The sequence below is a fragment of the Streptomyces sp. NPDC052079 genome (assembly GCF_040680275.1).
Taxonomy (GTDB): domain Bacteria; phylum Actinomycetota; class Actinomycetes; order Streptomycetales; family Streptomycetaceae; genus Streptomyces.
Genome location: NZ_JBFAWL010000010.1, coordinates 22,745 through 42,531, shown reverse-complemented (window position 1 = coordinate 42,531; position 19,787 = coordinate 22,745). Strand labels below are relative to the sequence as shown.

Here is a 19,787-nt window from a genome sequence, read left to right as displayed (position 1 = left end):
GACTGGATCCCGCGCAGTGGACCACGACACCGGGAGGAACCGCATGACGCGCCCGATCACGGCTGGGATCGACGGAACCGAGGAGAGCCTTGCCGCGCTCAACTGGGCGGCCCGGGAGGCGGTTCGCAGGGGACTGCCGCTCAGGGTGGTGCATGCCTGGCGCTTCGAGGCGGGCGGCGACGCGGTGGACGCCGGGGACAGAGCCACCCAGGAACAGTGGGTGCGCGACGCGGTCGGCGAGGCGGCCCGTACCGTCCGCGGCCGGCACCCGGAACTGGCCCTGACGACGGACGTCCTGGAGGGCGACGCCGTCGAGACGCTGACCGGCGTCGCCGCCGACGCGGAGATGCTGGTGCTCGGCTCGCGCGGGCACGGCCGGATCATGGGCTTTCTGGTCGGCTCGGTCGGCCAGCAGGTGATCGTCGACGCGCGGCGTCCGGTCGTGTTCGTCCGGGCCGGGGATCAGCCGTCGAACGAGGTCGCCGGGCACGAGATCGTGGTCGGACAGCAGGGCGACCCGGAGGACAGCGCCGCCGCGCTCGGTTTCGCCTTCGAGACCGCGTCCCGGCGCGGGGCCACCGTGCGGGCCGTGCGGGCCTGGACCCTGCCGCCGGTGTTCGCCTACAGCCCCGCCTCCCTCCAGCTCCTGGACGAGGCCGGGGGACTTGAGCCGTACGAGCAGAAGTCCCTGGCGGCGGCGCTCGCACCGTGGCGGGAGCGCTACCCCGACGTGCATGTGGTCGAGCACGTGGAGATGGGCAGCGCCGGCCAGGTGCTGCTGTCGGTGGCGGGCACCGCCCAGCTGATGGTCGTGGGCCGCCGCGCCCGCCGTACGGCCGTGGGCGCCCGGATCGGCTCGGTGGCGCACGGGGTCCTGCACCACGCGGACTGCCCCGTGGCGGTGGTGCCGCCGGCCTGAGCCGCGGCCGAGCTCAGTCGTCCGTCGGCTGCAGGGTCGCCCGCGCCTTCGGCAGGATGTTGCTGATGTAGTCCTCGACGGCCGTGTCGAGACCGATGTCGTGCTGGGCCCGCTCGGACAGGTACCAGCGGTGCTCCAGCAGTTCGTGGTAGATCTCCGCCGCGTCCATCGGCCCGCGCAGGTCCGGCGGCACGGACCGCACGGTGGGCCGGAACACCTCGCGCACCCAGCGGTGGGCGAGCACCTCCGGGCGGGCGCCGAGGGGGTCGCCCGGGGCGTAGTCGTCCTGGGTGGCCATCCAGCTCTCCAGGTCGTTCAGCAGCCGCCTGGCCTGGTTCTCCTCGGCGTCGAGACCGGTCAGGCGCAGCAGCTGCCGCTGGTGGTGGCCGGCGTCGACGACCTTGGGCACGAAGGTGACGGTGTCGCCGTGGGAGGCGTGCTCGATCTGCATCTCGGCCACGTCGAAGCCGAGTTCGTTCAGCCGGCGGATGCGCCGCTCGATGTAGTGGTACTTGCCCGCCGGGTAGACGGAGGTGCGGGTCAGCTCCTGCCACAGGCTCTGGTAGCGGGCGCAGATCTCGCTGCCGAACTCGACCGGGTCGACGGAGGGGTGCAGCGCCCCGGAGGCCTCCAGGTCGAGCAGCTCGCCGCTGATGTTGATCCGGGCGAGATCGAGGTCGTACTCCCGCTGGCCGGCGCTCAGTTCCGGGTGCAGCTCGCCGGTCTCGGCGTCCACGAGATAGGCCGCGTAGGCGCCCGCGTCCCGCCGGAAGAGCGTGTTGGACAGCGAGCAGTCGCCCCAGGCGAACCCGGCCAGGTGCAGCCGCACCAGCAGCACGGCGAGCGCGTCCATCAGCCGGTGCATGGTCGCCGGGCGCAGCGTCGTCTCGAACATCGACCGGTACGGCATCGAACCGCCGAGATGCCGGGTGACCAGGACGCTCTCCAGCGGCTCCCCGGCCGGGTCGGAGCGGCCCGTGACGACGGCGAGCGGGTCGACCGCCGGGATGCCGATCCGGTCCAGGTCGCGCAGCAGCTCGTACTCGCGCAGTGCCGGCCGCTGGGCGAGCTCCTTCACCGCGATCACCTCGCTCCCGGCGCGGGCGTAGCGCACCACGTGCCGGGAGATGCCGCGCGGCAGCGGCACCAGATACCGCTCCGGCCACTCCTCCAGCGGCAGCTGCCACGGCAGTTCCAACAGGAGCGCGGGATGCTCCGGGTTGGTGGCGTTGATCTGCAGTGCCATGGCTGCGGTGTCCTCGTCTCGCGGGTGATCGTCACCTCACCTTACGAGGCCCGCTCGCGAGCCAGCCGGGCCGCGTCCCGTACCGGCCCCTCGTGCAGCGGGCCGTGCCCGGGCAGCATCAGGTCGGCGTCGAGTTCCGCCAGGATGTCCAGTGAGGCAACGGCGGCGGCGCGCTCGTGGTGGAACATGTCCGTCAGCATCTGCGGTCCTTGGGTCCGTGAGGTGGGGTGACCGCTGACCAGGGCGTCGCCCGACACCACCACTCCGCTGTCCGGAAGGTGGAACGCGCAGTGCCCGGCGGTGTGCCCGGGCGTGTGCACGGGCACCGGCCGGCCGGGCAGATCGAGCGGGCCCGGCCCCGGGAACGGCTCGGGCGCGGCGACCGCCGTGTTCGCCGTGCCGCCGGCGCGCAGGGCGTGCGCCGCCCAGGGCAGCACGCCCGGCCGCCAGCCGTTGCGCAGCACCTCCCCCACGGTCACCTGGTGCAGGAAGTCCCGCCGGGCGTGCGGGACTTCGGCCCGGTGGGTGTAGACGGGCGTGCCGTACGTGGCGCGTAGATACTCGGCGGAGCCCAGGTGGTCGTTGTGGGCGTGGGTGATCAGCACGGCCGTCACCGCCTCGGGGGAGCTCACGACCTCGGCCAGGGAGGCGAGCAGTCCCTCCCGGTCGCCGGGGTAGCCGGTGTCGATGAGCGTGACGGCGTCCCCCTCGGTGAGGATCACCCAGTTGGTGCTCGTGCCGTGCACGAGATGGATGCCGTCCCTGACGCGCCGCACTGTTGCCCGCATGACCGTCCCGAGTCCGAGTTCCCTGCTGTCCGACGCGACAAGGAAAGCAGATCACCGTGCGGGCGCGGTGTCCCCCTGTTCCGTGTCCCCGCGTGTGGGGGAGCGCGCGCTTCCGCCGTCAGTTCACGCCGCGCGGGCGGAACTGGATGCTGATGCGCGGACCGGCGGCGCGCGTGCTCTTGGGCACGGAGTGCTCCCAGGTGCGCTGACAGGACCCGCCCATCACGATGAGGTCGCCGTGCCCGAGCGGACGGCGTAGGGTGTCGCCGCCGCCGCCCATCGGCCGCAGCAGCAGATCGCGCGGCGCGCCCACGGAGAGGATGGCGACCATCGTGTCCTCGCGGGCGCCCCTGCCGATCCGGTCGCCGTGCCAGGCGACGCTGTCCCGGCCGTCGCGGTAGTAGCAGAGCCCGGCCGTGGCGAACGGCTCGCCCAGTTCGCCGGCGTAGTGCGCGCTGAGCGTGTCGCGCGCCTCGTCCAGCACCGGGTGGGGGAGTCGGTCGTCCGCGTGGTAGTACGAGAGCAGCCGGGGTACGTCCACGACCTGGTCGTACATCTGGCGGCGCTCGGCCCGCCACGGAACCTCGGCGGCCAGCTGTTGGAACAGCGTGTCCGAGCCGGCGAGCCATCCCGGCAGTACGTCGATCCAGGCGCCCCGGCCGAGCTCGGTGCGGCGCAGCCCGTCGAGCGGGCCGAGGCGCGGCTCGTCGGTCTGGTCGAACAGAGACCCCTGGAGCGCCGGGGGGTGGTGCGTGCTCATGGTTCCAGCGTAAACCCTGATTCGAAAATACGTTCTAGAGGGGGCCGCGGGGAGGAGTTTCCTGCCTCCTGGGGCTGTTCCATACACCGGTGTATCGGATACGTTCCTGCATCGAACGGGGGGCGGACGACCATGGCGGTGGACGGTACGGCGGGGCGCGTCACCAGGCGCCGGCTCCGCACCCGCGCCAACCTCCTGGAGGCCGCGTTCACCGTCTTCGCCGCCAAGGGCTTCGGGCATGTCTCGATCGAGGAGGTCTGCGAGGCCGCCGGCTACACCAGGGGCGCCTTCTACTCCAACTTCGCCGGCCTGGACGAACTGTTCTTCGCCCTGTACGCCGAGCGCGCCGAGCTGATCGCGGAGCAGGTGGCCGCGGCCCTCGCCCAGGACGGGCCCGACCTCGACGTGCCCGCCGCCGTGGACCGCGTCACCGAGGTCCTGCTGCTGGACCGCGACTGGCTGCTGGTGAAGACCGACTTCCTGGTGTACGCCGCCCGGGACCCGCGCGTGGCGCGCTCCCTGCTGGAGCACCGGGCGCGGCTGCGGCGGGCCATCGCGGACCGGCTGGCCCGGGCCCGCGGCCACACCGGGCTGCCCGCCGTGCTCGGCCACACCGGCGACACCGAGGCCGCCGCCCACGCCGTGATCGCCGCCTACGACGGTGTCACCACCCAACTGCTGCTGGACCGGGACGTCGAGCGCGCCCGGGCCTGGCTGAAACAACTGCTCACCGCGCTGCTCACCGCATGAAGGAAGGGACGGTCGCCATGGATGCCGACGTCATCGTCGTCGGAGCGGGCCTCGCGGGCCTGGTCGCGGCCCACGAGCTGACCAGCAGGGGCCGCAGGGTCGCCCTGGTCGACCAGGAGAACGCCGCCAACCTCGGCGGCCAGGCCTACTGGTCGTTCGGCGGGCTGTTCCTGGTGGGCTCACCGGAGCAGCGGCGCCTGGGCATCAAGGACTCCTTCGACCTGGCCTGGAACGACTGGCGGGGCAGCGCGGGCTTCGACCGCCTCGACGACGAGGACGCCTGGGCGGTGCGCTGGGCGAGGGCCTACGTCGAGTGGGCGGCGGGCGAGAAGCGGTCCTGGCTGAACGGTCACGGCATCACCTTCCTGCCCACCGTCGGCTGGGCCGAGCGCGGCGACCTCCGCGCCGGCGGCCACGGGAACAGCGTGCCCCGCTTCCACATCGCCTGGGGCACGGGAACCGGCGTCGTGGAGCCCTTCGTCCGCCACGCCCGGCAGGCGTCGCGCGACGGGCTGCTCACCTTCCACCACCGCCACCGGGTCGACGAGCTCGTCATCGGCGACGGCGCGGCGCGCGGGGTGCGCGGCACCGTACTGGCGGAGGACAACGCACCGCGCGGCGTCGCGTCCAGCCGCGAGAAGACCGGCGAGTTCGAACTCACCGCCCAGGCCGTGATCGTCACCAGCGGCGGCATCGGCGCCGACCACGACATCGTCCGCCGGTACTGGCCCGAGCGGCTGGGCACCCCACCCCGGGAGATGGTCACCGGGGTCCCGGCCTACGTCGACGGGCGGATGCTGGACATCAGCGCCCGCGCGGGAGTGCGGCTGGTCAACCGGGACCGCATGTGGCACTACACCGAGGGCCTGCGGAACTGGGACCCGATCTGGCCCGGACACGGCATCCGCATCCTGCCCGGACCGTCTTCCCTGTGGTTCGACGCCCTCGGCCGCCGGCTGCCCGAGCCCTGTCTGCCCGGCTACGACACCCTCGGCACGCTGAAGCACCTGCGCACCACCGAGGACATCGCCGGTCACGACCACTCCTGGTTCATCCTCACCCAGAAGATCATCGAGAAGGAGTTCGCCCTGTCGGGCTCCGAGCAGAACCCCGACATCACCGCCAAGGACCGCGCCGGGTTCCTCCGCGAACGGGTGCTGGGCAAGGGCGCTCCCGGACCCGTGGACGCGTTCCTGCGCAAGGGCTCGGACTTCGTCACCGCCCCCACCCTGGAGCAGCTCGTCGAGAAGATGAACGCCCTCACCGACAAGCCCCTGCTCGACGCCGCCGTCGTGCGGCGCCAGATCGAGGCCCGCGACCTGCAGCTGGCCAACGCCTACAGCAAGGACGCCCAGGTCCAGGGGATCCGCAACGCCCGCCGCTACATCGGCGACCGCCTCGGCCGCGTGGCCACGCCGCACCGCATCCTCGACCCGGCGGCCGGCCCGCTGATCGGCGTCAAGCTGCACATCCTCACCCGCAAGACCCTCGGCGGCATCCAGACCGACCTGGACTCCCGAGCGCTCGGCGCCGACGGCGCGCCGGTCGAGGGCCTGTACGCGGCGGGCGAGGTGGCCGGCTTCGGCGGCGGCGGCGTGCACGGATACAACGCCCTGGAGGGCACCTTCCTCGGCGGCTGCCTCTTCTCGGGCCGGGCGGCCGGCCGGGCGGCGGCCGAGCAGACGGCGTGACCGGGCGGTGCGGGCCCGCCCCTTCGGCCGGTCAGCCGGAGATGAGGCGGGCCAGCACCGCGGCGTGACTGTGCTCGATGTCCTTGGACGCCGTCAGCAGGGTCACGGTGCCCTTCCCGGCCAGCTCCCGTAGCCGGCCGAGGAGTTCGGCCGCCTCGGGAGCGGCCAGTTCCGCCTCGTACCGCTTGCGGAACTCCTCGTAGGAGCCCTCGTCCCCGTGGTACCAGCGGCGCAGCTCCGTCGACGGGGTCAGCGCCTTGGGCCACTCGTCCACCTGTGCCGCGTCCTTCGCCAGACCGCGCGGCCACAGGCGGTCCACCAGGACACGGACGCCGTCATCCGGCTCGGGCTCCTCGTAGACCCGGCGTACACGCACGCTCATGATCGTCTGCCCCTTCCGTGGTGTGCCGCGAGCCTACTGCGGCGCACGGGGAGGTGGCTCATGGACGCACCGGACGGTCCACCGGCCGCGTCGGCACACCGCCGCGCCGGCCGGGGCTAACGCGACGAACGGCGGGCGGCGATGCGGCGCTTCAGCGCACGGCGCTCGTCCTCGCTCGTGCCGCCCCACACGCCGATGGACTGCCCGGTCTCCATCGCCCACTCCAGGCACTGCTCCTGCACGGGGCAGCGCCGGCACACCGCCTTGGCCTGCTCCGTCTGCAGCAGGGCGGGTCCGGAGGTGCCGATCGGGAAGAAGAGGTCGGGATCCTCGGATTTGCAGGCCGCGCTGTTCCGCCAGTTGTCCATCGAGAGTCACCTGCGATCGGGAGTCGGGTACACACCCTTGTCGGATGCCTTACTCGCTCCCGGGTCACCTGTGGACAGACGGTGAAACAGCGTAACGGCGTGCGAGCGGTCACTGTTCGCGCATCCCCCACGGCGAGCCGTACGCGGTGAGCAGATCCAGGAAGGGACCCGCCGGGAACGCCTCCGGGCCGAGCACTCCCGCACCCGTCCAGCTGCCGTCGGCGATCAGTTCGAGGGCGACGACGGGATTGACGGCGGTCTGCCACACCACGGCCTGACAGCCGTACTCGGCCATGGACCACTGGTTGTCGACCACGTGGTAGAGGTACACCTCGCGCGGTGCCCCGTCCTTCATGCCCCGCACCCAGGTGCCGGCGCAGGTCTTGCCGTGCATCCGCTCGCCGAGCGTCGCGGGGTCGGGCAGGCAGGCGGCGACGACATCCCGGGGGGAGACCCGCACCGGCCCGTCGGGACCGGGCACGGTCACCGGCTCGGTACGGTCCAGGCCCAGCAGGTGCAGCGTCCTGAGGGTGTCGATGAACTCGCGGCCCAGGCCGTACTTGAAGGTGACCCGGCGCGCGTCGACCCAGCGCGGGACGAGCAGCACCTCCTCGTGCTCGACGTTCACGCACTCCACCGGGCCGATGCCCTCGGGGAAGTCGAACACCTCCGGCTCGCTGAACGGGGCGGTGGTGAACCAGCCGCGGCCCTCCTCGTAGACCACGGGCGGGTTGAGGCACTCCTCGATGGTGGTCCAGATGCTGAAGGACGGCGCGAAGTCGTAGCCGTCCACCGTGAGGTTGGCGCCGTCGCGGACGCCGATCTCCTCGATCGAGTCGAAGAGTTCGTCGGCGGCGTACCGGGCGAACACGTCCGACAGACCGGGCTCCACTCCCATGCCGACCAGTGCCAGCGCGCCGGCCTTCTCCCACTCGCCGGCCTGCGCGAACTGCTCGTCGCCGAGCTTGACCCCGCACTCCTCGTACGGCCGTTCCGAGTGCGGCCGGGACAGGGACATCGCCATGTCGACATAGGTGACGCCGGCGTCGCGCGCGGCGCGGAACAGCGGCATCACGAACCGGGGGTCGGTGGCGTTGAGCAGGACGTCGCAGCCGTGCCGTTCGAGCAGCGCGGTGACCTGCGCCTCGTCGCCCGCGTCGACGCGCTCGGCGCGGAACCGCGCGCCGTCCGCGCCGAGTGCCGCGACGGCCGCCTCGGCCCGGGCCGGGTCGTAGTCGGCCACGACCATCCGGTCGAAGAACGGCCGCCGGGCCGCGATCCGGGTGATGGCGGTGCCGACCCCGCCCGCTCCCACGAGCAGTACACGCATGACGGAGCACTCCCTTTCTTCCTCATGGGTCCTGGGTGGGATACAACGCCTGCGCCGTCGTAAGGTCAATGGCGTTGGCATAAGGGCCCGAGAGGAGACGGCGATGCCGAAACGCGTGGTTCCCGAGGAGCGGCGACGGCGCCGCAGGCCGACCAAGAGCGGCCGGGTGCTGTCCGAGACGCTGATCGTCGAGACCGCGCTGCGGCTGCTGCACGAGCACGGCAGCGCGGGGCTCACCGCCCGCCGGCTGGGCCTTGCCCTGGACTGCGACCCCAGCACCCTCTACCGCTACTTCCGCGGCATGGACGAGCTGACCCTCGCCATCGGCGACGCGCTGATCGGCCGGGCGCTGCGGGGCTGGCGCCCGACCGGGCAGTGGCGCGACGATCTGCGGGCCATCGGGCTGCGCATCCACGCGGCCTATCTGTCGCACCCTCAAGCGGCGGTCCTCACCGCGAGCCGGGTCTCCGGGCGGGCCAACGAACTCGCGGCCGACGAGGCGGTGCTGGGCGTGCTGCGCGGCGCGGGCTTCCCCCTGCCGGAGACGGTGCGGATCTACCACGCCTTCATCGACACCACGCTGGCCTTCGCCGCCCTCGACGCCGCGTCCCTCGCGCTGCCCGCCGCGGCACGGCGGGCCGACGAGGACATGTGGCGCTCGGCCTACGCCCGCCTCCCCGCCGCCACCCATCCGCACATCGCCGAGGCCGCCCCCCTCCTGGCCACCCGCATGCTCACCAGCGCCTACCCAACGGCCCTGGACATGCTCCTGACCAGCACGGACACCCACGCGCCCCGGTAGGCCCGGTCGGGCGGCTGCCACCTCCCGCTCTCGCCGCGGTGCCGGGCCCGCCCTTCCACGGGCCGTCCGCGGCCGGGACACGGAGGGTCCTGGGCATGCTCCTGACCAGCGTGGAGGGCTATGCGCCCTGGTAGGCCCGGTCGGGCGCCTCCCGCTCTCGCCGCGGTGCCGGGCCCGCCCTTCCATGGGCCGTCCGCGGCCAGGACACCGACGCCCCGGACGCCGGACGCGGGAATGTCGCCCTCCGGGTGCACGAGCGGGTGCGCGGGGCCGCCGCCGTCCCGTCCCGCCTGCCCCTCGACGCCCGGCACACCCGCGTCGGCGCGCGGCCAGGGCAACGAAACCCCTAACTAGCGGTACAGCGCCTCCGCTGCCGCCTCTGTGACCGCGTGGGTCACCGCTGCCAGGGCGGGGGAGTCCAGTTTCCACTGTTGCCAGTGGAGGGGCGTGTCGACCTCGTGGCCCGGGGCGAAGACCGTGAGGCGGCCGGCGCGGAGCAGGGGGCCGGCCTGGTGCTCCGGGACCATGCCCCAGCCGAGGCCGGAGGCGACCGCCTCGGCGAAGCCCTCCGAGGTCGGCACGTAGTGCCGTCGTACGCTCGCCTCGGCGCGTCCGCGCGTGAGTCGGCGTAGGAAGCCGTCCTGGAAGTCGTCCCGCCGGTCGAACACCACCACCGGCGCCTCGGGGAGCACCTCGTGCAGCGGCCCCGCGAGATGCGTGGCCGCGAACTCTGGCCGGGCCACCGGGAGATACCGCATCCGGCCCAGGTGCCGCACGGAGCAGCCCGGTACCGGCTCCGGTGACGAGGTCACCGCCGCCATCACCGTCCCCTCCCGCAGCAGGGCCGCCGTGTGGGCCTCGTCCTCCCGGCGCAGTTCGAAACAGAGCCGCGCCTGGGGCGGCAGCCGGGTGAGCGCCCCGAGGAACCAGGTCGCCAGCGAATCGGCGTTCACCGCGACCGACACCCGGGTCGGCTCCTCGGCCCCGCTGAGCCCCAACTCGGCGTGCGCGTCCCGTTCCAGCCGGGCCACCTGGCGGGCCAGCCGCACCAGGACCTCGCCCGACTCGGTCGGCCGCACCGGCTTGCTGCGCAGCAGCAGCACCCGGCCCGTCCGCTGCTCCAGCGACTTCACCCGCTGGCTCACCGCGGACGGGGTCACATGCAGCGCGGCGGCCGCCGCGTCGAACGTCCCCTCGTCGACCACCGCGAGGAGGGTCCGCACCTGGTCCAGCGGAAGGTCCGTCATCACGAGAGCTAAGGGTACGTAAGAATACTTAGCTGTACTGCACATACGCCTGGCCCGTAGCGTCCTCGGCATGACCAGCTCGATCACCGCCGCCGCGGCCGGATTCGGCACCGGCCTGTCCCTCATCGTCGCCATCGGCGCGCAGAACGCCTTCGTTCTGCGCCAGGGCATCCGCCGCGACGCCGTGCTCGCCGTCGTCGGCATCTGCGCCCTGTCCGACGCCGCGCTGATCGCCCTGGGCGTCGGCGGTGTCGGCGCGGTGGTGGTGGCGTGGCCCGGCGCACTGACGGCGGTCGGCTGGATCGGCGGCGCGTTCCTGCTGGGCTACGGCGCCCTGGCCGCCCGCCGGGTGTTCCGGCCGGGCGGCGCCGGGTTGCGGACGGAGGGCGAGGCGGCGAGCTCCCGCCGACGGGCCGTGCTCACCTGCCTCGCCATGACGTGGCTCAATCCGCACGTCTACCTCGACACGGTGTTCCTGCTGGGCTCGGTCGCCGCCGACCACGGCCCGCTGCGCTGGACCTTCGGCCTCGGCGCCGTCCTGGCCAGCCTCTGCTGGTTCGCCGCGCTCGGCTTCGGCGCCCGTCTGCTGAGCCGCTTCCTGGCCCGTCCGGCCGCCTGGCGGGTCCTGGACGGACTGGTCGCCGCCACCATGATCGTCCTCGGTCTGACGCTCGTCGCGGGAGCGTAGGGCCTGTCCGGCGGGTGCGTCCAGATGCAAGGCGGAGGAGGGAGTCGGCGGCCGACGACAACGCCGCAGATGCGCGTGCCAGGCCCCGCGTCCCGGCATGATCCGCCGGACAGGCCCAAGGCCCGGGCCGTCCCGCGCCGCCCGCCGGGTGGGAGGCCCCGGCTACAGCGTCGTCCCGCCCCGCCGGGGTATCGCGTACTGGTCCAGCAGCTTGCCGCGCGTCGCCTCCAGCCGGTGGGCGAGGATCTCGGCGACCTTGCGCACCAGCATCAGCCCGAGCTCCGGGTCCTCCTCGCACAGCCGGAGCACGGCCGCCGCGTCGAACTCGTAGGCGCGCACCGGGCTGAAGGCCACCGCGCCGAAGTCCCACTCGTAGGGCGGGAACAGCCACGACCAGCCCAGCAGGTCGCCCGCGCCGAGCTGGGCGACGATCACCCGGTGCACTTCGGTGACCTGCTGTTCCAGCGAGACCGCGCCGGAGCGGATCACCCAGAAGCGGTCGGCGTGCCCGCCCGGCTCGAAGATGTGGGTGTCCTCGGGGAAGGACACCTCCCGCGCCAGCGCCATCAGACGCTCCCGCTGCGGAGGGGGCAGGGCGCTCAGGAGTTTGATGGCTTTGGTCATGGCGCGGGGCTCCTCGCCGGGCAATCGGTTGCGGTGCTTTCCCTACGTTCATTTCAGCCGCTGCCGCCTTTCGGGGCACCTCGGCGGCCGGGAGATCTCCGCACCCGGGCGCCGGGGGCCGTCCGGGCATGAAAAAGCCCTGGCTGGACGGGGGAAGCCAGCCAGGGCCGTACGCGGTGGTATCCGGAGGACAGGGCGTCGACTCCGTCACCACGTATGAGTGAACGATAAACCATTCAGCCAAGGTTCCGGTAATCGGGCCGCGTGACGTCGTGCACCGGGCTCACCCGGCCCGCTCGTCCACGACCAGGACCGTCTCCAGGCCGGGACTCGACGCGTCGGGCAGATACATGCCCGCGGCCAGCCCCGTGGACAGATAGCGCAGCACGGGTTCGTTGAGCCGTTCGCCCGGCATTACGGCCGGGATCCCGGGCGGATAGGGAGTGATCATCTCGGCGGAGATCCGCCCGGCGGCGTCCTGCGCCGGTACCTCCTCGACCGGACCGAAGAACGCGTTCCGCGGCAGCATCGCCTGCTCCATCCGCAACTCCTCCGGCCGCGGCACCTCCACCCGCGGGCCCGTGGGCATACCGGGCGCCGCCCGGCCCAGCTCCCGCAGCGCCGACAGCAGCTCTCCGGCCGTCTCCCGGTCGTCGGCGTGGGTGATCTGTGCCCCGATACGGCGGTGGTCCACCAGATGGGCGACGATGCTCCGGTGACCGCGCAGCCAGTCCGCCGCCTGGTAGCCGGTGATGCCGAGGTCCGCGATGTCGATGACACAGGGCAGCGGGTCGAAGTCGTCCGCCAGCCCCGGGCCGCAGAAGTCGTCCCGGTCGTTGACGTGCATCCCGTCGATCTCCTCGATCGCGGCCCGGACCTCGGCCGCGAGGCCGAGCGCCGACCCCATCAGCTCCTTGCCGCGCAGGGCCATCTGCCGCCGCCAGCCGTCAAGACCGGCGTAGATCAGCACCGAGGGACTGGTCGTGCCCAGCAGATCGGCCCGCATGCCGAGCACTGCCGGCGTCACGAGGTCGCCGCGCAGATGGAACACGGAGCCCTGTTCGAGACCGCTGCCCATCTTGTGGATGCTGGTCACACAGACGTCGGCGCCCGCGTCCATCGCCCAGGACGGCAGATCGGGGTGGAAGGGCAGATGCGCGCCCCAGGCCTCGTCCACGATCAGCGGCAGCGAGCGCCGGTGGCACACCTGGGCGATCGCCTCGAGCGCCGCGGTGCTGCCGTACGGCGTCGGGCTGGTCACCAGGGCGCCGCGGGCGTCCGGATGGGCCTCGAAGGCATGCTCGAACTCGGCGGCCGACGGCGGGTGCGACAGGCGCCGCTCGGCGTCCCACCGCGGCTCCACCCACACCGGCTCGATACCGGACAGGATCAGCCCCGCCCCCACCGACTTATGGGCGTCCCGCCCGATCAGCAGCTTCTCGTGGGGACCCGCGACCGACAGCATCGCCGCCTTGACCGACAGGGAACTCCCGCACGTACTGAAGAAGGTGTGCTCGGCGTGGACCGCGTCGGCCATCAGCTCCTGGGCCTGGTGCAGCACCCGCCCCCGGGTGAGCCGGTCGTCCAGGCCGCCCGTCGCCAGCACATCGCCCAGGAACACCGAGTCACCGAGCACCTCACGCACCGCCGGGTCGGCACCACGGGCCTGCTTGTGCCCGGGCGGGGTGAAGCTCAGCCGCCCCTCGCGGTGGTAGTCCTCCAGCGCTTGCAGAACCGGCGCCCGGCTGTGATCGACCGTCATGGGCACCCGGGTGCCCCCGTCCGGGCGCTGCGAATCCCCCGGCCGCTCAGCGCGTCGCCGGATGCTTGCCCGGCGTCAGGATCTCGTCCAGCACCCGCAGCACGACCCCGTAGGCCACCTTCCGCACATCGGCGTCGCGCGCGGCGACGGTGTCGCCGGAATTCTCCCGCCCGAGCGCGTCACCGCGGGCCCGCCAGGTCCGCTCCTCCTGTGCGGCGCAGGCCCTCGCCCGCTGAATGCGCCGCAGCAGTTCGTCCGAGTCCACCACATCGGTCATACGACAACACGTACCCCTGTGCGCCGTTGAAATGTCGGTGGTACGGGAAACGGCCGGGAGGTTTGCCCGTACCGGGACAGGTGAGCCGAAAAGGGAGGTCCGAGGCGTTCCTCATCGCCCCTCAAGGTCCATCCGGGCCCTTCGTCACCGAATCAGGGAGCCGCAGCATGTCTGAGGAGTACATGACCGACCCCGTTGCCCAGCCGCCCGGCGCGCGCCGGGCGGGGACATCCCTTCCGCGCCGTCCGGCCGAGGTGCGCGAGGCCGTGGCACGGGCGGTGTCCGAACGCTGCCGTGCCACGCACACCGACTGCGACACCGCGGCCCTGGCGGACGCCCTGCTCGTCGCCTCCGAACTCACCACCAACGCGATCCTGCACGGCGGCGGAGTCACCGACTTCCGGGTCGACGTCAGCGGGCCCGGAGTACGGCTGTCCGTGAGCGACCGCAGCGACGAACTTCCCGTCGTCATACCCCACACCGACCAGCGGGGACGCCGCCGGCCCGGCGGCCACGGATGGCCCATCGTGTGCCGGCTGGCCCGCGACGTCCGGGTGTCCGACCTCCCCACGGGCGGCAAGTGCATCACCGCGGTCGTCCCCTTGATCTGAGCCCCGGCAGATTCCGTGGCGAAGCGGAGTTTGTTCCACCGGGTCGGGGGCAATCGGAGGTTCGTGCTTCGGACCGGAGGCGCGCCAGCGGGAGCGGCAAGCCGCTGAGGACCCTCCGTGTGTCCCGGCGGCGCCGACCCGCGGTAGTCCCACACAAACCACCGTTCGGGAGCGAAACCGCATGCTCATTGACACGTCCGCCCCTCGTCCCGGCTCCTCCGACACCACCGGCGCACCACCCCGCAGGCGCCACGACGACGCCCCCGACACCACCGCCCTCTTCGCCCGGCTGGCGTCCCTGGAGGACGGCCCCGAGCGGGACGCGGTCCGTGACGAGCTCGCCACCGCGTGGCTGCCCATGGCCCACCGCATCGCCGGCCGTTTCCGCGACCGCGGTGAGTCCATCGAGGACCTGCGCCAGGTGGCCGCCTTGGGCCTGGTGAAGGCCATCGACCGGTTCGACCCGAGCCGGGGCGCCTTCGAGAGCTACGCCGTCCCCACCATCACCGGTGAGGTCAAGCGGCACTTCCGCGACCGGATGTGGGCCCTGCGCGTCCCCCGCCGGGTGCAGGAACTGCGCAACAAGGTGCGGGTGGCACGACGCGAGCTCACCCAGAACCCCGGAAGCCCCGAGCCGTCGGTGGCGGACATCGCCGCCCACACCGGACTGACCGAGGAGGAGGTCGGCGCCGGGATGGAGGCGCTGGAGAGCTTCAGCACCCTGTCGCTGGACGCGGAACTGTCCACCGACGACGACGGCTACAGCCTCGCCGACACCCTCGGCGCCTCGGACGCCTCGTACGACGTCGTGGTCGACCGCGAGTCCGCCAAGGAGGGCCTGCGCCGGCTGCCGGAGCGCGAGCGCGCCATTCTCTACATGCGTTTCTTCGAGGACATGACCCAGAGCCGTATCGCCGACCACCTGGGAATCTCCCAGATGCACGTCTCCCGTCTCATCAGCCGCAGCTGTGCCCGGGTGCGCGCCGACGTGATGGGACAGCGCAGGGGCCCCCGCGGCACCGGCGGACACTCGGCGACGGCGTGAACAGCGCCCGCCACCAACGAATGCGAGAAACATGCTGAAGCCCCACCCCACCGTGCTGCGCCGCCTCGTCGAGGAGTACGAGTCCCTGGCCGTCCCCACAGCCGGGACCCCCGACGCGGCCCGGGCCGCGCGGATCACCGACCTGGCGTACACCCTCTGCGTGTCCACCGGCACCCGGGACGTACGGCACGCGCTCACCACCGCACACCGCTGGCTGGCCGCGGAGGACGCACCCGGCCCGGCCCGGACCGCACGGCACGCCTCCGTATGAGTGGCCGGGTGCGGGGAACCCGTGGCCGATGAGCGAATCCGAGATCCCCCCGGAAAGCCGGCCCGTGGACGTCTACCTCGACCTCCTGCGCGTCCGGATGGACACCGAGGACTACCGGCTTCTGCTCCGTGTGGTGGAGCCGGTCCTCGAAGCGATCGACGAACACCGCCTGTCGGGTCTGGACCTGGCGCTGGACGGCGGCGACGAGGAACTGCCCCAGGAGGTCCGAGACGAGGCCGCCCTGGTCATCGCCACGGCTGTCACCGGCCGCATGGACAACGAGGTGGTCGAGCTGGATGTCGACGAGAGCGGACCGATCCGCGTGGTCACCGACGCGGCGACCGCCGCGGACCCCTCCCGGCTCGGCGAGATCGCCGACTTCATCAGGGACCGCAACCGCCAGAACGAGGAACTGCGCGGCATCGCCGAGGCCAGCGGCCTGCCCACGGACTTCTGACCCGTCCGGCCGTCGGCCGGTTCAGCGGTCGGGTGCCGACACCTCAACCCGCAGGGGCCGGGCGAGGCCGACCACGGCCTCGTCCAGCCGCTCCAGATGGCGCAGCACCCGGCCGGTGATGCTGCCGTACCGGCCGGTGCCCTCCTCGCCCAGCAGGGACGCGATGCTCGGGCCCGTCTCGACGGTCCCGGTGGTGTCCTCGCCCGATACCCGGGCCGCGATGGTCCTGATGTTGCGCACCGTGCGTTCCGCCGCCCCGCGCAGCCGGGGGTCCGCCGCGATCGACGGATGCGACGGCAGCAGCTCCGCCGTCGCCGCCAGCGAACGCGCGTGGTACGCACACGTCTCGAGAAGCGCCACCACATAACGGGCGTTCGCCCGCCGCGCCCGCAACGGCGTGACCGGGTGGGTCAGCGGCCGGGTCGCGCCACGCAGGTCGCCCAGGGCCTGGTCCAGCTCCCGGGCCTTGTCCAGCAGGTCGGCGGCGGGCCCTCCGCTGAGCTGGCCCACGGCGGCCTCCGTCACCTCGGCAAGCCGCTCCAGCACGGTGACCAGCAGTTCGTTGGTCCGCCGGTCGGTGTTCACCGGCAGTACCAGTGCCGCCGCCACCGCCCCGCAGGCCGCGCCCAGCGCCGTCTCCTCCAGGCGCAGCACCAGCACCTCCCAGCTGTAGGTGTGCAGCAGGGTGTACAGCAGCCCGAGCATCGCGGTCACGAAGAACGACATCAACGTGTAGGACAGCGGCGCCGTGTAGAACATCGCGAAGATCAGCACCAGTACCAGCAGGAAAGCCGCCAGGGTGTGCCGGCCCACCACGGCCGCCAGCGCGATCCCCGCGGCTACGCCGAACACCGTGCCCAGCAGCCGCCGGTAGCCCTTGACCAGGATCTCGCCGGTCGAGGCCGTGTTGATGAAGACGATCCAGCACGTCAGCACCGCCCATTGCCACCGGCCCTTGGACAGCAGCTCACCGCCGACGATGGCCAGGACCGACCCGACGGTCACCTGCACGGCGGCCCGCGTGGTCGGACGCTGCAGCCCCGTCCGCGAGGCCTCCGGCTCCGGCTCCTCACCGGCGTCGATGGCGGCGTCCTCGGCGTCCAGCTCCTCCCGGCTCCTGGCTGTCGCCGGGCTGTCGTCCGACTCGTCCTGCGGACCGTCCAGGGCGACGCGCAGGCCCATGACGGCGCGGGCGGTCTCCCCGATGGCCCGGAACACGTCCTGCACCGCCGGCGAGGCAGGCGGCAGATTCTCCTCGTCCCGGTAGGCCAGCAGCCGGTTGCGCAGGTGGGCCATGCCCGTTCCCGCCGTCCCCGTCCACAGCACGAGCGCGCGCAGCGCCAGCAGATCCCGGCGCAGCCGGTCGATGGCCTCGTCCGGGCCGGGCAGCCGGCCCACCTCGGGGGCGGGCGCGCCGGGCAGATGCAGGGTGAGGGTGTCCGCCCGCTCGGCGCTGCGGGCCGAGAGCAGCAGCAGACCGAGCCGCTCGGCGGCGATCTCGGCGTCGGCGATCCGGCGCTGCACAAGCCGCGCCGTCTGCTCGTCGGGCGTTCCCTCCTCGAGCCGGGACTGGATCATCAAGGCCGTCTCGTGCAGCCGGGCGGTGCCCTCCCGCACCTCCTCCAGCGCCTTGTCCACCTCGTCCGGCCCGGCGTCGAGCAGCGCCAGATGTGCGGACACGAGCTGGCCGAGCCGGGCCCGGAACGCCTGGCGCAGCCGCTCGAGCACTCGGGTGGGGGTGACGGGGAGGACGGCGAACCGCACCAGGGCGCTGCTCGCGAAGGCGACGGCCAGGGCGACCCACAGGCCCGGCAGTTCCGACACGGATGCCCCGACGAACAGGGACACGAAGTACGCCTGGAAGCCGATCAGGCCGAGCGCGGTCCCGCGGTCGCCGAACCGCCGGCTGTAGACGGCACAGAAGATCAGGACGACGAAGAAGGCTTCCCCGACGAGCCCCCGCTCGCCGAGCACCGCGCCCAGTGACGCGGACACCAGGGCGAGCGGCAGCCCGAAGGCCAGCGTGACCGCCTGGGCACCGCGCTGCCGCTCCCGGATGGCGAACGTGGCGACCATCGCCGTCATCGCCCCCGCCACCAGCCGGTTGATGTCGAACCCCAGAGAGGCGAGCACGGCCAGCGTCAGCGCGATCGCCCCCACCGTCCGCAGCGCGGCCGTCAGCCGCAGCAGACCGGGATCGAACGCCACCAGGTGGTCCCGCAGCCGGGTGAGCCGCGAGTGCGCCGCCTCCTTCACTCCGCCGTACCCTCCCCCCTCGCACGCGGCCGGCCGGATCCCCGCACCGCGGGGTGCGAGCAGCCCCGCGCGCGACGGATCACCGAGCCGCCCGGCCCGCTTCCTCGACGTGCGCCCGGACCTGCTCCGGTGTCAGATAGGCGTCGAGATACTCGAAGTCCCGCAGATTGCCGGGCCGGTGCGCCTGGAACCCGGTGCGGACGAAGTCGTCGCCGGCGATGGCGTTGAGCAGCCAGTCGGTCATCACCCGGGTCTTGGCGACATTCGTGCGCAGCGCCGACCAGTGGTATCCGCGGGCCACCGCCTGGGCGGGCAGACCGTGCAGTTCGAAGCCGAGCGGCCGCGACACCGCGTCGGTGCCGCCGAGGTCCACCACGAGTCCGAGGTCCTTGTGGACGTACGGCCGCGTCGGCCGGCCCCGCAGCGTCGCGATGACGTTCTCGGCGACGTGCCGCCCCTGCCGCAGCGCGTGCTGCGCGGTCGGCGGGCACACGGCGCCGTCGCCCTTCGCCACATCGGGCACCGCGGCCGCGTCGCCGAGGGCGAACACCCCGTCGTGACCCGGCAGACACATGTCCGCGTTCACCGCGAGCCGTCCCCGGACGGTCTCCGCGTCGAGCGTCGCGATGAGGGGGCTGGCGACCACACCGGCGGTCCAGATCAGGGTGCGCGTCGGCACCACCCGGCCGTCGGTGAAGGTGACCTCCTCGGCGCTCGCCTTCTCGATCGACACCCCCAGGGAGATCTCGATGCCGCGCCGGGTCAGGATCTCGTGCGCGCTGCGCCCGAGCTTCTCACCCAGTTCCGGCATGAGCTTCGGCGCGATGTCGATCAGATGCCACTTGATCAGGCCCGGGTCCAGCCGGGGATAGCGCTTGACGGCGGCGTGCGTCAGCCGCTGCAGACAGGCCGCCGTCTCCGTCCCCGCGTAACCGCCGCCCACCACCACGAACTGCAGCCGGGAGGCCCGCTCCGCCGGATCGTGGCTCGCGTCCGCCAGGTCGAGCTGGGAGATGACGTGGTCACGGAGGTAGGCGGCCTCGGCCAGCGACTTCAGCCCGAAGGCGTGGTCCGTCAGCCCCGGGATGTCGAAGGTGCGGGTGACACTGCCGGGGGCCAGCACGATGTAGTCGTACGGCTCGTCGACGATCTCGCCGTTGATGATGCGGATGACACACACCTTCGACCGCAGATCCACGCCGATGGCCCCGCCCGGGATGATCCGGGTGCGGTACCTCTCGCTGCGGCGCAGGGAGAGCGCGACCGACTGGGGGGTCAGCACCCCGGAGGCCACTTGGGGGAGCAGGGGCATATAGAGCTGGTAGGAGAACGGGGTCACCAGCGTGAGGTCGGCCTCGTTCGGGGCGAGCCTGCGCTCCAGCCGCCGTACGCACTCCACGCCGGCGAAGCCCGCGCCCACCACAAGGATCCTGGGTCGTGTCACGGTGTCCATCCCTTCCTGTGGCTGCAGGCGGTCCGCCTCGGCTGTCGATGCCTGACGCGTGCCCCTGTT

21 protein-coding genes are annotated in these 19,787 nt (G+C 72.7%); 9 read left to right on the top strand and 12 right to left on the bottom strand.

What is annotated here, in order from left to right; genetic code table 11:
• Positions 1-43: 43 nt before the first annotated feature.
• The gene (locus AB0L56_RS17315) at positions 44-919 is read left to right on the top strand and encodes a universal stress protein (RefSeq protein ID WP_365424219.1); all 876 of its coding nucleotides are present in this window, start codon (positions 44-46) and stop codon (positions 917-919) included.
• 13 nt (positions 920-932) lie between these two features.
• Here AB0L56_RS17315 and AB0L56_RS17310 read toward each other — a convergent pair whose 3' ends face one another.
• From AB0L56_RS17310 to AB0L56_RS17300, 3 genes are all read right to left on the bottom strand, one after another.
• Positions 933-2,165, bottom strand: a complete 1,233-nt coding sequence (locus AB0L56_RS17310; RefSeq protein WP_365424217.1) for a DUF4032 domain-containing protein — start codon at positions 2,163-2,165, stop codon at positions 933-935.
• 41 nt (positions 2,166-2,206) lie between these two features.
• The gene (locus AB0L56_RS17305) at positions 2,207-2,953 is read right to left on the bottom strand and encodes an MBL fold metallo-hydrolase (protein WP_365424215.1); all 747 of its coding nucleotides are present in this window, start codon (positions 2,951-2,953) and stop codon (positions 2,207-2,209) included.
• Between the two features lie 118 nt (positions 2,954-3,071).
• Entirely contained in the window at positions 3,072-3,713 is a 642-nt protein-coding gene (locus tag AB0L56_RS17300) for an alpha-ketoglutarate-dependent dioxygenase AlkB (RefSeq protein WP_361032628.1), read from the bottom strand.
• A 132-nt stretch (positions 3,714-3,845) separates the two neighbouring features.
• Here AB0L56_RS17300 and AB0L56_RS17295 point away from each other — a divergent pair, with 132 nt between their 5' ends.
• Both AB0L56_RS17295 and AB0L56_RS17290 read left to right on the top strand, forming a co-directional pair.
• Entirely contained in the window at positions 3,846-4,463 is a 618-nt protein-coding gene (locus AB0L56_RS17295) for a TetR/AcrR family transcriptional regulator (RefSeq protein ID WP_365424213.1), read from the top strand.
• A 17-nt stretch (positions 4,464-4,480) separates the two neighbouring features.
• Entirely contained in the window at positions 4,481-6,154 is a 1,674-nt protein-coding gene (locus AB0L56_RS17290) for an FAD-binding dehydrogenase (protein ID WP_365424211.1), read from the top strand.
• 31 nt (positions 6,155-6,185) lie between these two features.
• Here AB0L56_RS17290 and AB0L56_RS17285 read toward each other — a convergent pair whose 3' ends face one another.
• The 3 genes from AB0L56_RS17285 to AB0L56_RS17275 form a co-directional block, all read right to left on the bottom strand.
• Complete coding sequence (locus AB0L56_RS17285; protein ID WP_361032637.1) at positions 6,186-6,536, bottom strand: DUF488 family protein; 351 nt, start codon at positions 6,534-6,536, stop codon at positions 6,186-6,188.
• A gap of 116 nt (positions 6,537-6,652) precedes the next feature.
• Positions 6,653-6,904 (bottom strand): WhiB family transcriptional regulator, encoded by a 252-nt coding sequence (locus tag AB0L56_RS17280; RefSeq protein ID WP_361032640.1) that lies wholly within the window; start codon positions 6,902-6,904, stop codon positions 6,653-6,655.
• 109 nt (positions 6,905-7,013) lie between these two features.
• Entirely contained in the window at positions 7,014-8,234 is a 1,221-nt protein-coding gene (locus tag AB0L56_RS17275; protein ID WP_365424208.1) for a saccharopine dehydrogenase C-terminal domain-containing protein, read from the bottom strand.
• A gap of 103 nt (positions 8,235-8,337) precedes the next feature.
• Between AB0L56_RS17275 and AB0L56_RS17270 the strand changes: the two genes are divergently transcribed.
• A complete protein-coding gene (locus AB0L56_RS17270; protein ID WP_365424206.1) occupies positions 8,338-9,036 on the top strand; it encodes a TetR/AcrR family transcriptional regulator in 699 nt (232 codons plus the stop codon).
• A 350-nt stretch (positions 9,037-9,386) separates the two neighbouring features.
• Here AB0L56_RS17270 and AB0L56_RS17265 read toward each other — a convergent pair whose 3' ends face one another.
• On the bottom strand, positions 9,387-10,283 hold the full coding sequence (locus AB0L56_RS17265; protein WP_365424393.1) for a LysR family transcriptional regulator ArgP: 897 nt from the start codon (positions 10,281-10,283) through the stop codon (positions 9,387-9,389).
• 70 nt (positions 10,284-10,353) lie between these two features.
• On the opposite strand from AB0L56_RS17265, the gene AB0L56_RS17260 reads away from it, so the two are divergent.
• A complete protein-coding gene (locus tag AB0L56_RS17260) occupies positions 10,354-10,971 on the top strand; it encodes a LysE/ArgO family amino acid transporter (protein ID WP_361032649.1) in 618 nt (205 codons plus the stop codon).
• A 162-nt stretch (positions 10,972-11,133) separates the two neighbouring features.
• Here the strand turns inward: AB0L56_RS17260 and AB0L56_RS17255 are convergent, their stop codons facing one another.
• The 3 genes from AB0L56_RS17255 to AB0L56_RS17245 form a co-directional block, all read right to left on the bottom strand.
• Positions 11,134-11,595, bottom strand: coding sequence for a cyclic nucleotide-binding domain-containing protein (locus tag AB0L56_RS17255; RefSeq protein WP_365424204.1), 462 nt, complete (start codon positions 11,593-11,595; stop codon positions 11,134-11,136).
• A 283-nt stretch (positions 11,596-11,878) separates the two neighbouring features.
• On the bottom strand, positions 11,879-13,357 hold the full coding sequence (locus AB0L56_RS17250; protein ID WP_365424202.1) for an ornithine decarboxylase: 1,479 nt from the start codon (positions 13,355-13,357) through the stop codon (positions 11,879-11,881).
• A 46-nt stretch (positions 13,358-13,403) separates the two neighbouring features.
• Entirely contained in the window at positions 13,404-13,634 is a 231-nt protein-coding gene (locus tag AB0L56_RS17245) for a hypothetical protein (RefSeq protein ID WP_361032657.1), read from the bottom strand.
• 167 nt (positions 13,635-13,801) lie between these two features.
• Here AB0L56_RS17245 and AB0L56_RS17240 point away from each other — a divergent pair, with 167 nt between their 5' ends.
• The 4 genes from AB0L56_RS17240 (at position 13,802) to AB0L56_RS17225 (ending at position 16,018) form a co-directional block, all read left to right on the top strand.
• A complete protein-coding gene (locus tag AB0L56_RS17240) occupies positions 13,802-14,245 on the top strand; it encodes an ATP-binding protein (RefSeq protein ID WP_361032659.1) in 444 nt (147 codons plus the stop codon).
• Between the two features lie 181 nt (positions 14,246-14,426).
• Positions 14,427-15,290, top strand: coding sequence for a SigB/SigF/SigG family RNA polymerase sigma factor (locus tag AB0L56_RS17235; protein ID WP_365424199.1), 864 nt, complete (start codon positions 14,427-14,429; stop codon positions 15,288-15,290).
• Between the two features lie 31 nt (positions 15,291-15,321).
• Entirely contained in the window at positions 15,322-15,561 is a 240-nt protein-coding gene (locus AB0L56_RS17230; protein ID WP_365424197.1) for a DUF5133 domain-containing protein, read from the top strand.
• Positions 15,562-15,589: 28 nt separating this feature from the next.
• Entirely contained in the window at positions 15,590-16,018 is a 429-nt protein-coding gene (locus tag AB0L56_RS17225) for a hypothetical protein (RefSeq protein WP_361032666.1), read from the top strand.
• 21 nt (positions 16,019-16,039) lie between these two features.
• Here AB0L56_RS17225 and AB0L56_RS17220 read toward each other — a convergent pair whose 3' ends face one another.
• On the bottom strand, positions 16,040-18,274 hold the full coding sequence (locus AB0L56_RS17220; protein WP_365424195.1) for an FUSC family protein: 2,235 nt from the start codon (positions 18,272-18,274) through the stop codon (positions 16,040-16,042).
• 79 nt (positions 18,275-18,353) lie between these two features.
• A complete protein-coding gene (locus AB0L56_RS17215) occupies positions 18,354-19,727 on the bottom strand; it encodes an NAD(P)/FAD-dependent oxidoreductase (protein ID WP_365424193.1) in 1,374 nt (457 codons plus the stop codon).
• Positions 19,728-19,787 lie beyond the last annotated feature (60 nt).

Excerpts from the sequence above, each read along its gene's own strand:
- AB0L56_RS17315 (WP_365424219.1), top strand. The coding sequence starts at position 44 with ATGACGCGCCCGATCACGGCTGGGATCGACGGAACCGAGGAGAGCCTT.
- AB0L56_RS17310 (WP_365424217.1), bottom strand. The coding sequence starts at position 2,165 with ATGGCACTGCAGATCAACGCCACCAACCCGGAGCATCCCGCGCTCCTG.
- AB0L56_RS17305 (WP_365424215.1), bottom strand. The coding sequence starts at position 2,953 with ATGCGGGCAACAGTGCGGCGCGTCAGGGACGGCATCCATCTCGTGCAC.
- AB0L56_RS17300 (WP_361032628.1), bottom strand. The coding sequence starts at position 3,713 with ATGAGCACGCACCACCCCCCGGCGCTCCAGGGGTCTCTGTTCGACCAG.
- AB0L56_RS17295 (WP_365424213.1), top strand. The coding sequence starts at position 3,846 with ATGGCGGTGGACGGTACGGCGGGGCGCGTCACCAGGCGCCGGCTCCGC.
- AB0L56_RS17290 (WP_365424211.1), top strand. The coding sequence starts at position 4,481 with ATGGATGCCGACGTCATCGTCGTCGGAGCGGGCCTCGCGGGCCTGGTC.
- AB0L56_RS17285 (WP_361032637.1), bottom strand. The coding sequence starts at position 6,536 with ATGAGCGTGCGTGTACGCCGGGTCTACGAGGAGCCCGAGCCGGATGAC.
- AB0L56_RS17280 (WP_361032640.1), bottom strand. The coding sequence starts at position 6,904 with ATGGACAACTGGCGGAACAGCGCGGCCTGCAAATCCGAGGATCCCGAC.
- AB0L56_RS17275 (WP_365424208.1), bottom strand. The coding sequence starts at position 8,234 with ATGCGTGTACTGCTCGTGGGAGCGGGCGGGGTCGGCACCGCCATCACC.
- AB0L56_RS17270 (WP_365424206.1), top strand. The coding sequence starts at position 8,338 with ATGCCGAAACGCGTGGTTCCCGAGGAGCGGCGACGGCGCCGCAGGCCG.
- AB0L56_RS17265 (WP_365424393.1), bottom strand. The coding sequence starts at position 10,283 with ATGACGGACCTTCCGCTGGACCAGGTGCGGACCCTCCTCGCGGTGGTC.
- AB0L56_RS17260 (WP_361032649.1), top strand. The coding sequence starts at position 10,354 with ATGACCAGCTCGATCACCGCCGCCGCGGCCGGATTCGGCACCGGCCTG.
- AB0L56_RS17255 (WP_365424204.1), bottom strand. The coding sequence starts at position 11,595 with ATGACCAAAGCCATCAAACTCCTGAGCGCCCTGCCCCCTCCGCAGCGG.
- AB0L56_RS17250 (WP_365424202.1), bottom strand. The coding sequence starts at position 13,357 with ATGACGGTCGATCACAGCCGGGCGCCGGTTCTGCAAGCGCTGGAGGAC.
- AB0L56_RS17245 (WP_361032657.1), bottom strand. The coding sequence starts at position 13,634 with ATGACCGATGTGGTGGACTCGGACGAACTGCTGCGGCGCATTCAGCGG.
- AB0L56_RS17240 (WP_361032659.1), top strand. The coding sequence starts at position 13,802 with ATGTCTGAGGAGTACATGACCGACCCCGTTGCCCAGCCGCCCGGCGCG.
- AB0L56_RS17235 (WP_365424199.1), top strand. The coding sequence starts at position 14,427 with ATGCTCATTGACACGTCCGCCCCTCGTCCCGGCTCCTCCGACACCACC.
- AB0L56_RS17230 (WP_365424197.1), top strand. The coding sequence starts at position 15,322 with ATGCTGAAGCCCCACCCCACCGTGCTGCGCCGCCTCGTCGAGGAGTAC.
- AB0L56_RS17225 (WP_361032666.1), top strand. The coding sequence starts at position 15,590 with ATGAGCGAATCCGAGATCCCCCCGGAAAGCCGGCCCGTGGACGTCTAC.
- AB0L56_RS17215 (WP_365424193.1), bottom strand. The coding sequence starts at position 19,727 with ATGGACACCGTGACACGACCCAGGATCCTTGTGGTGGGCGCGGGCTTC.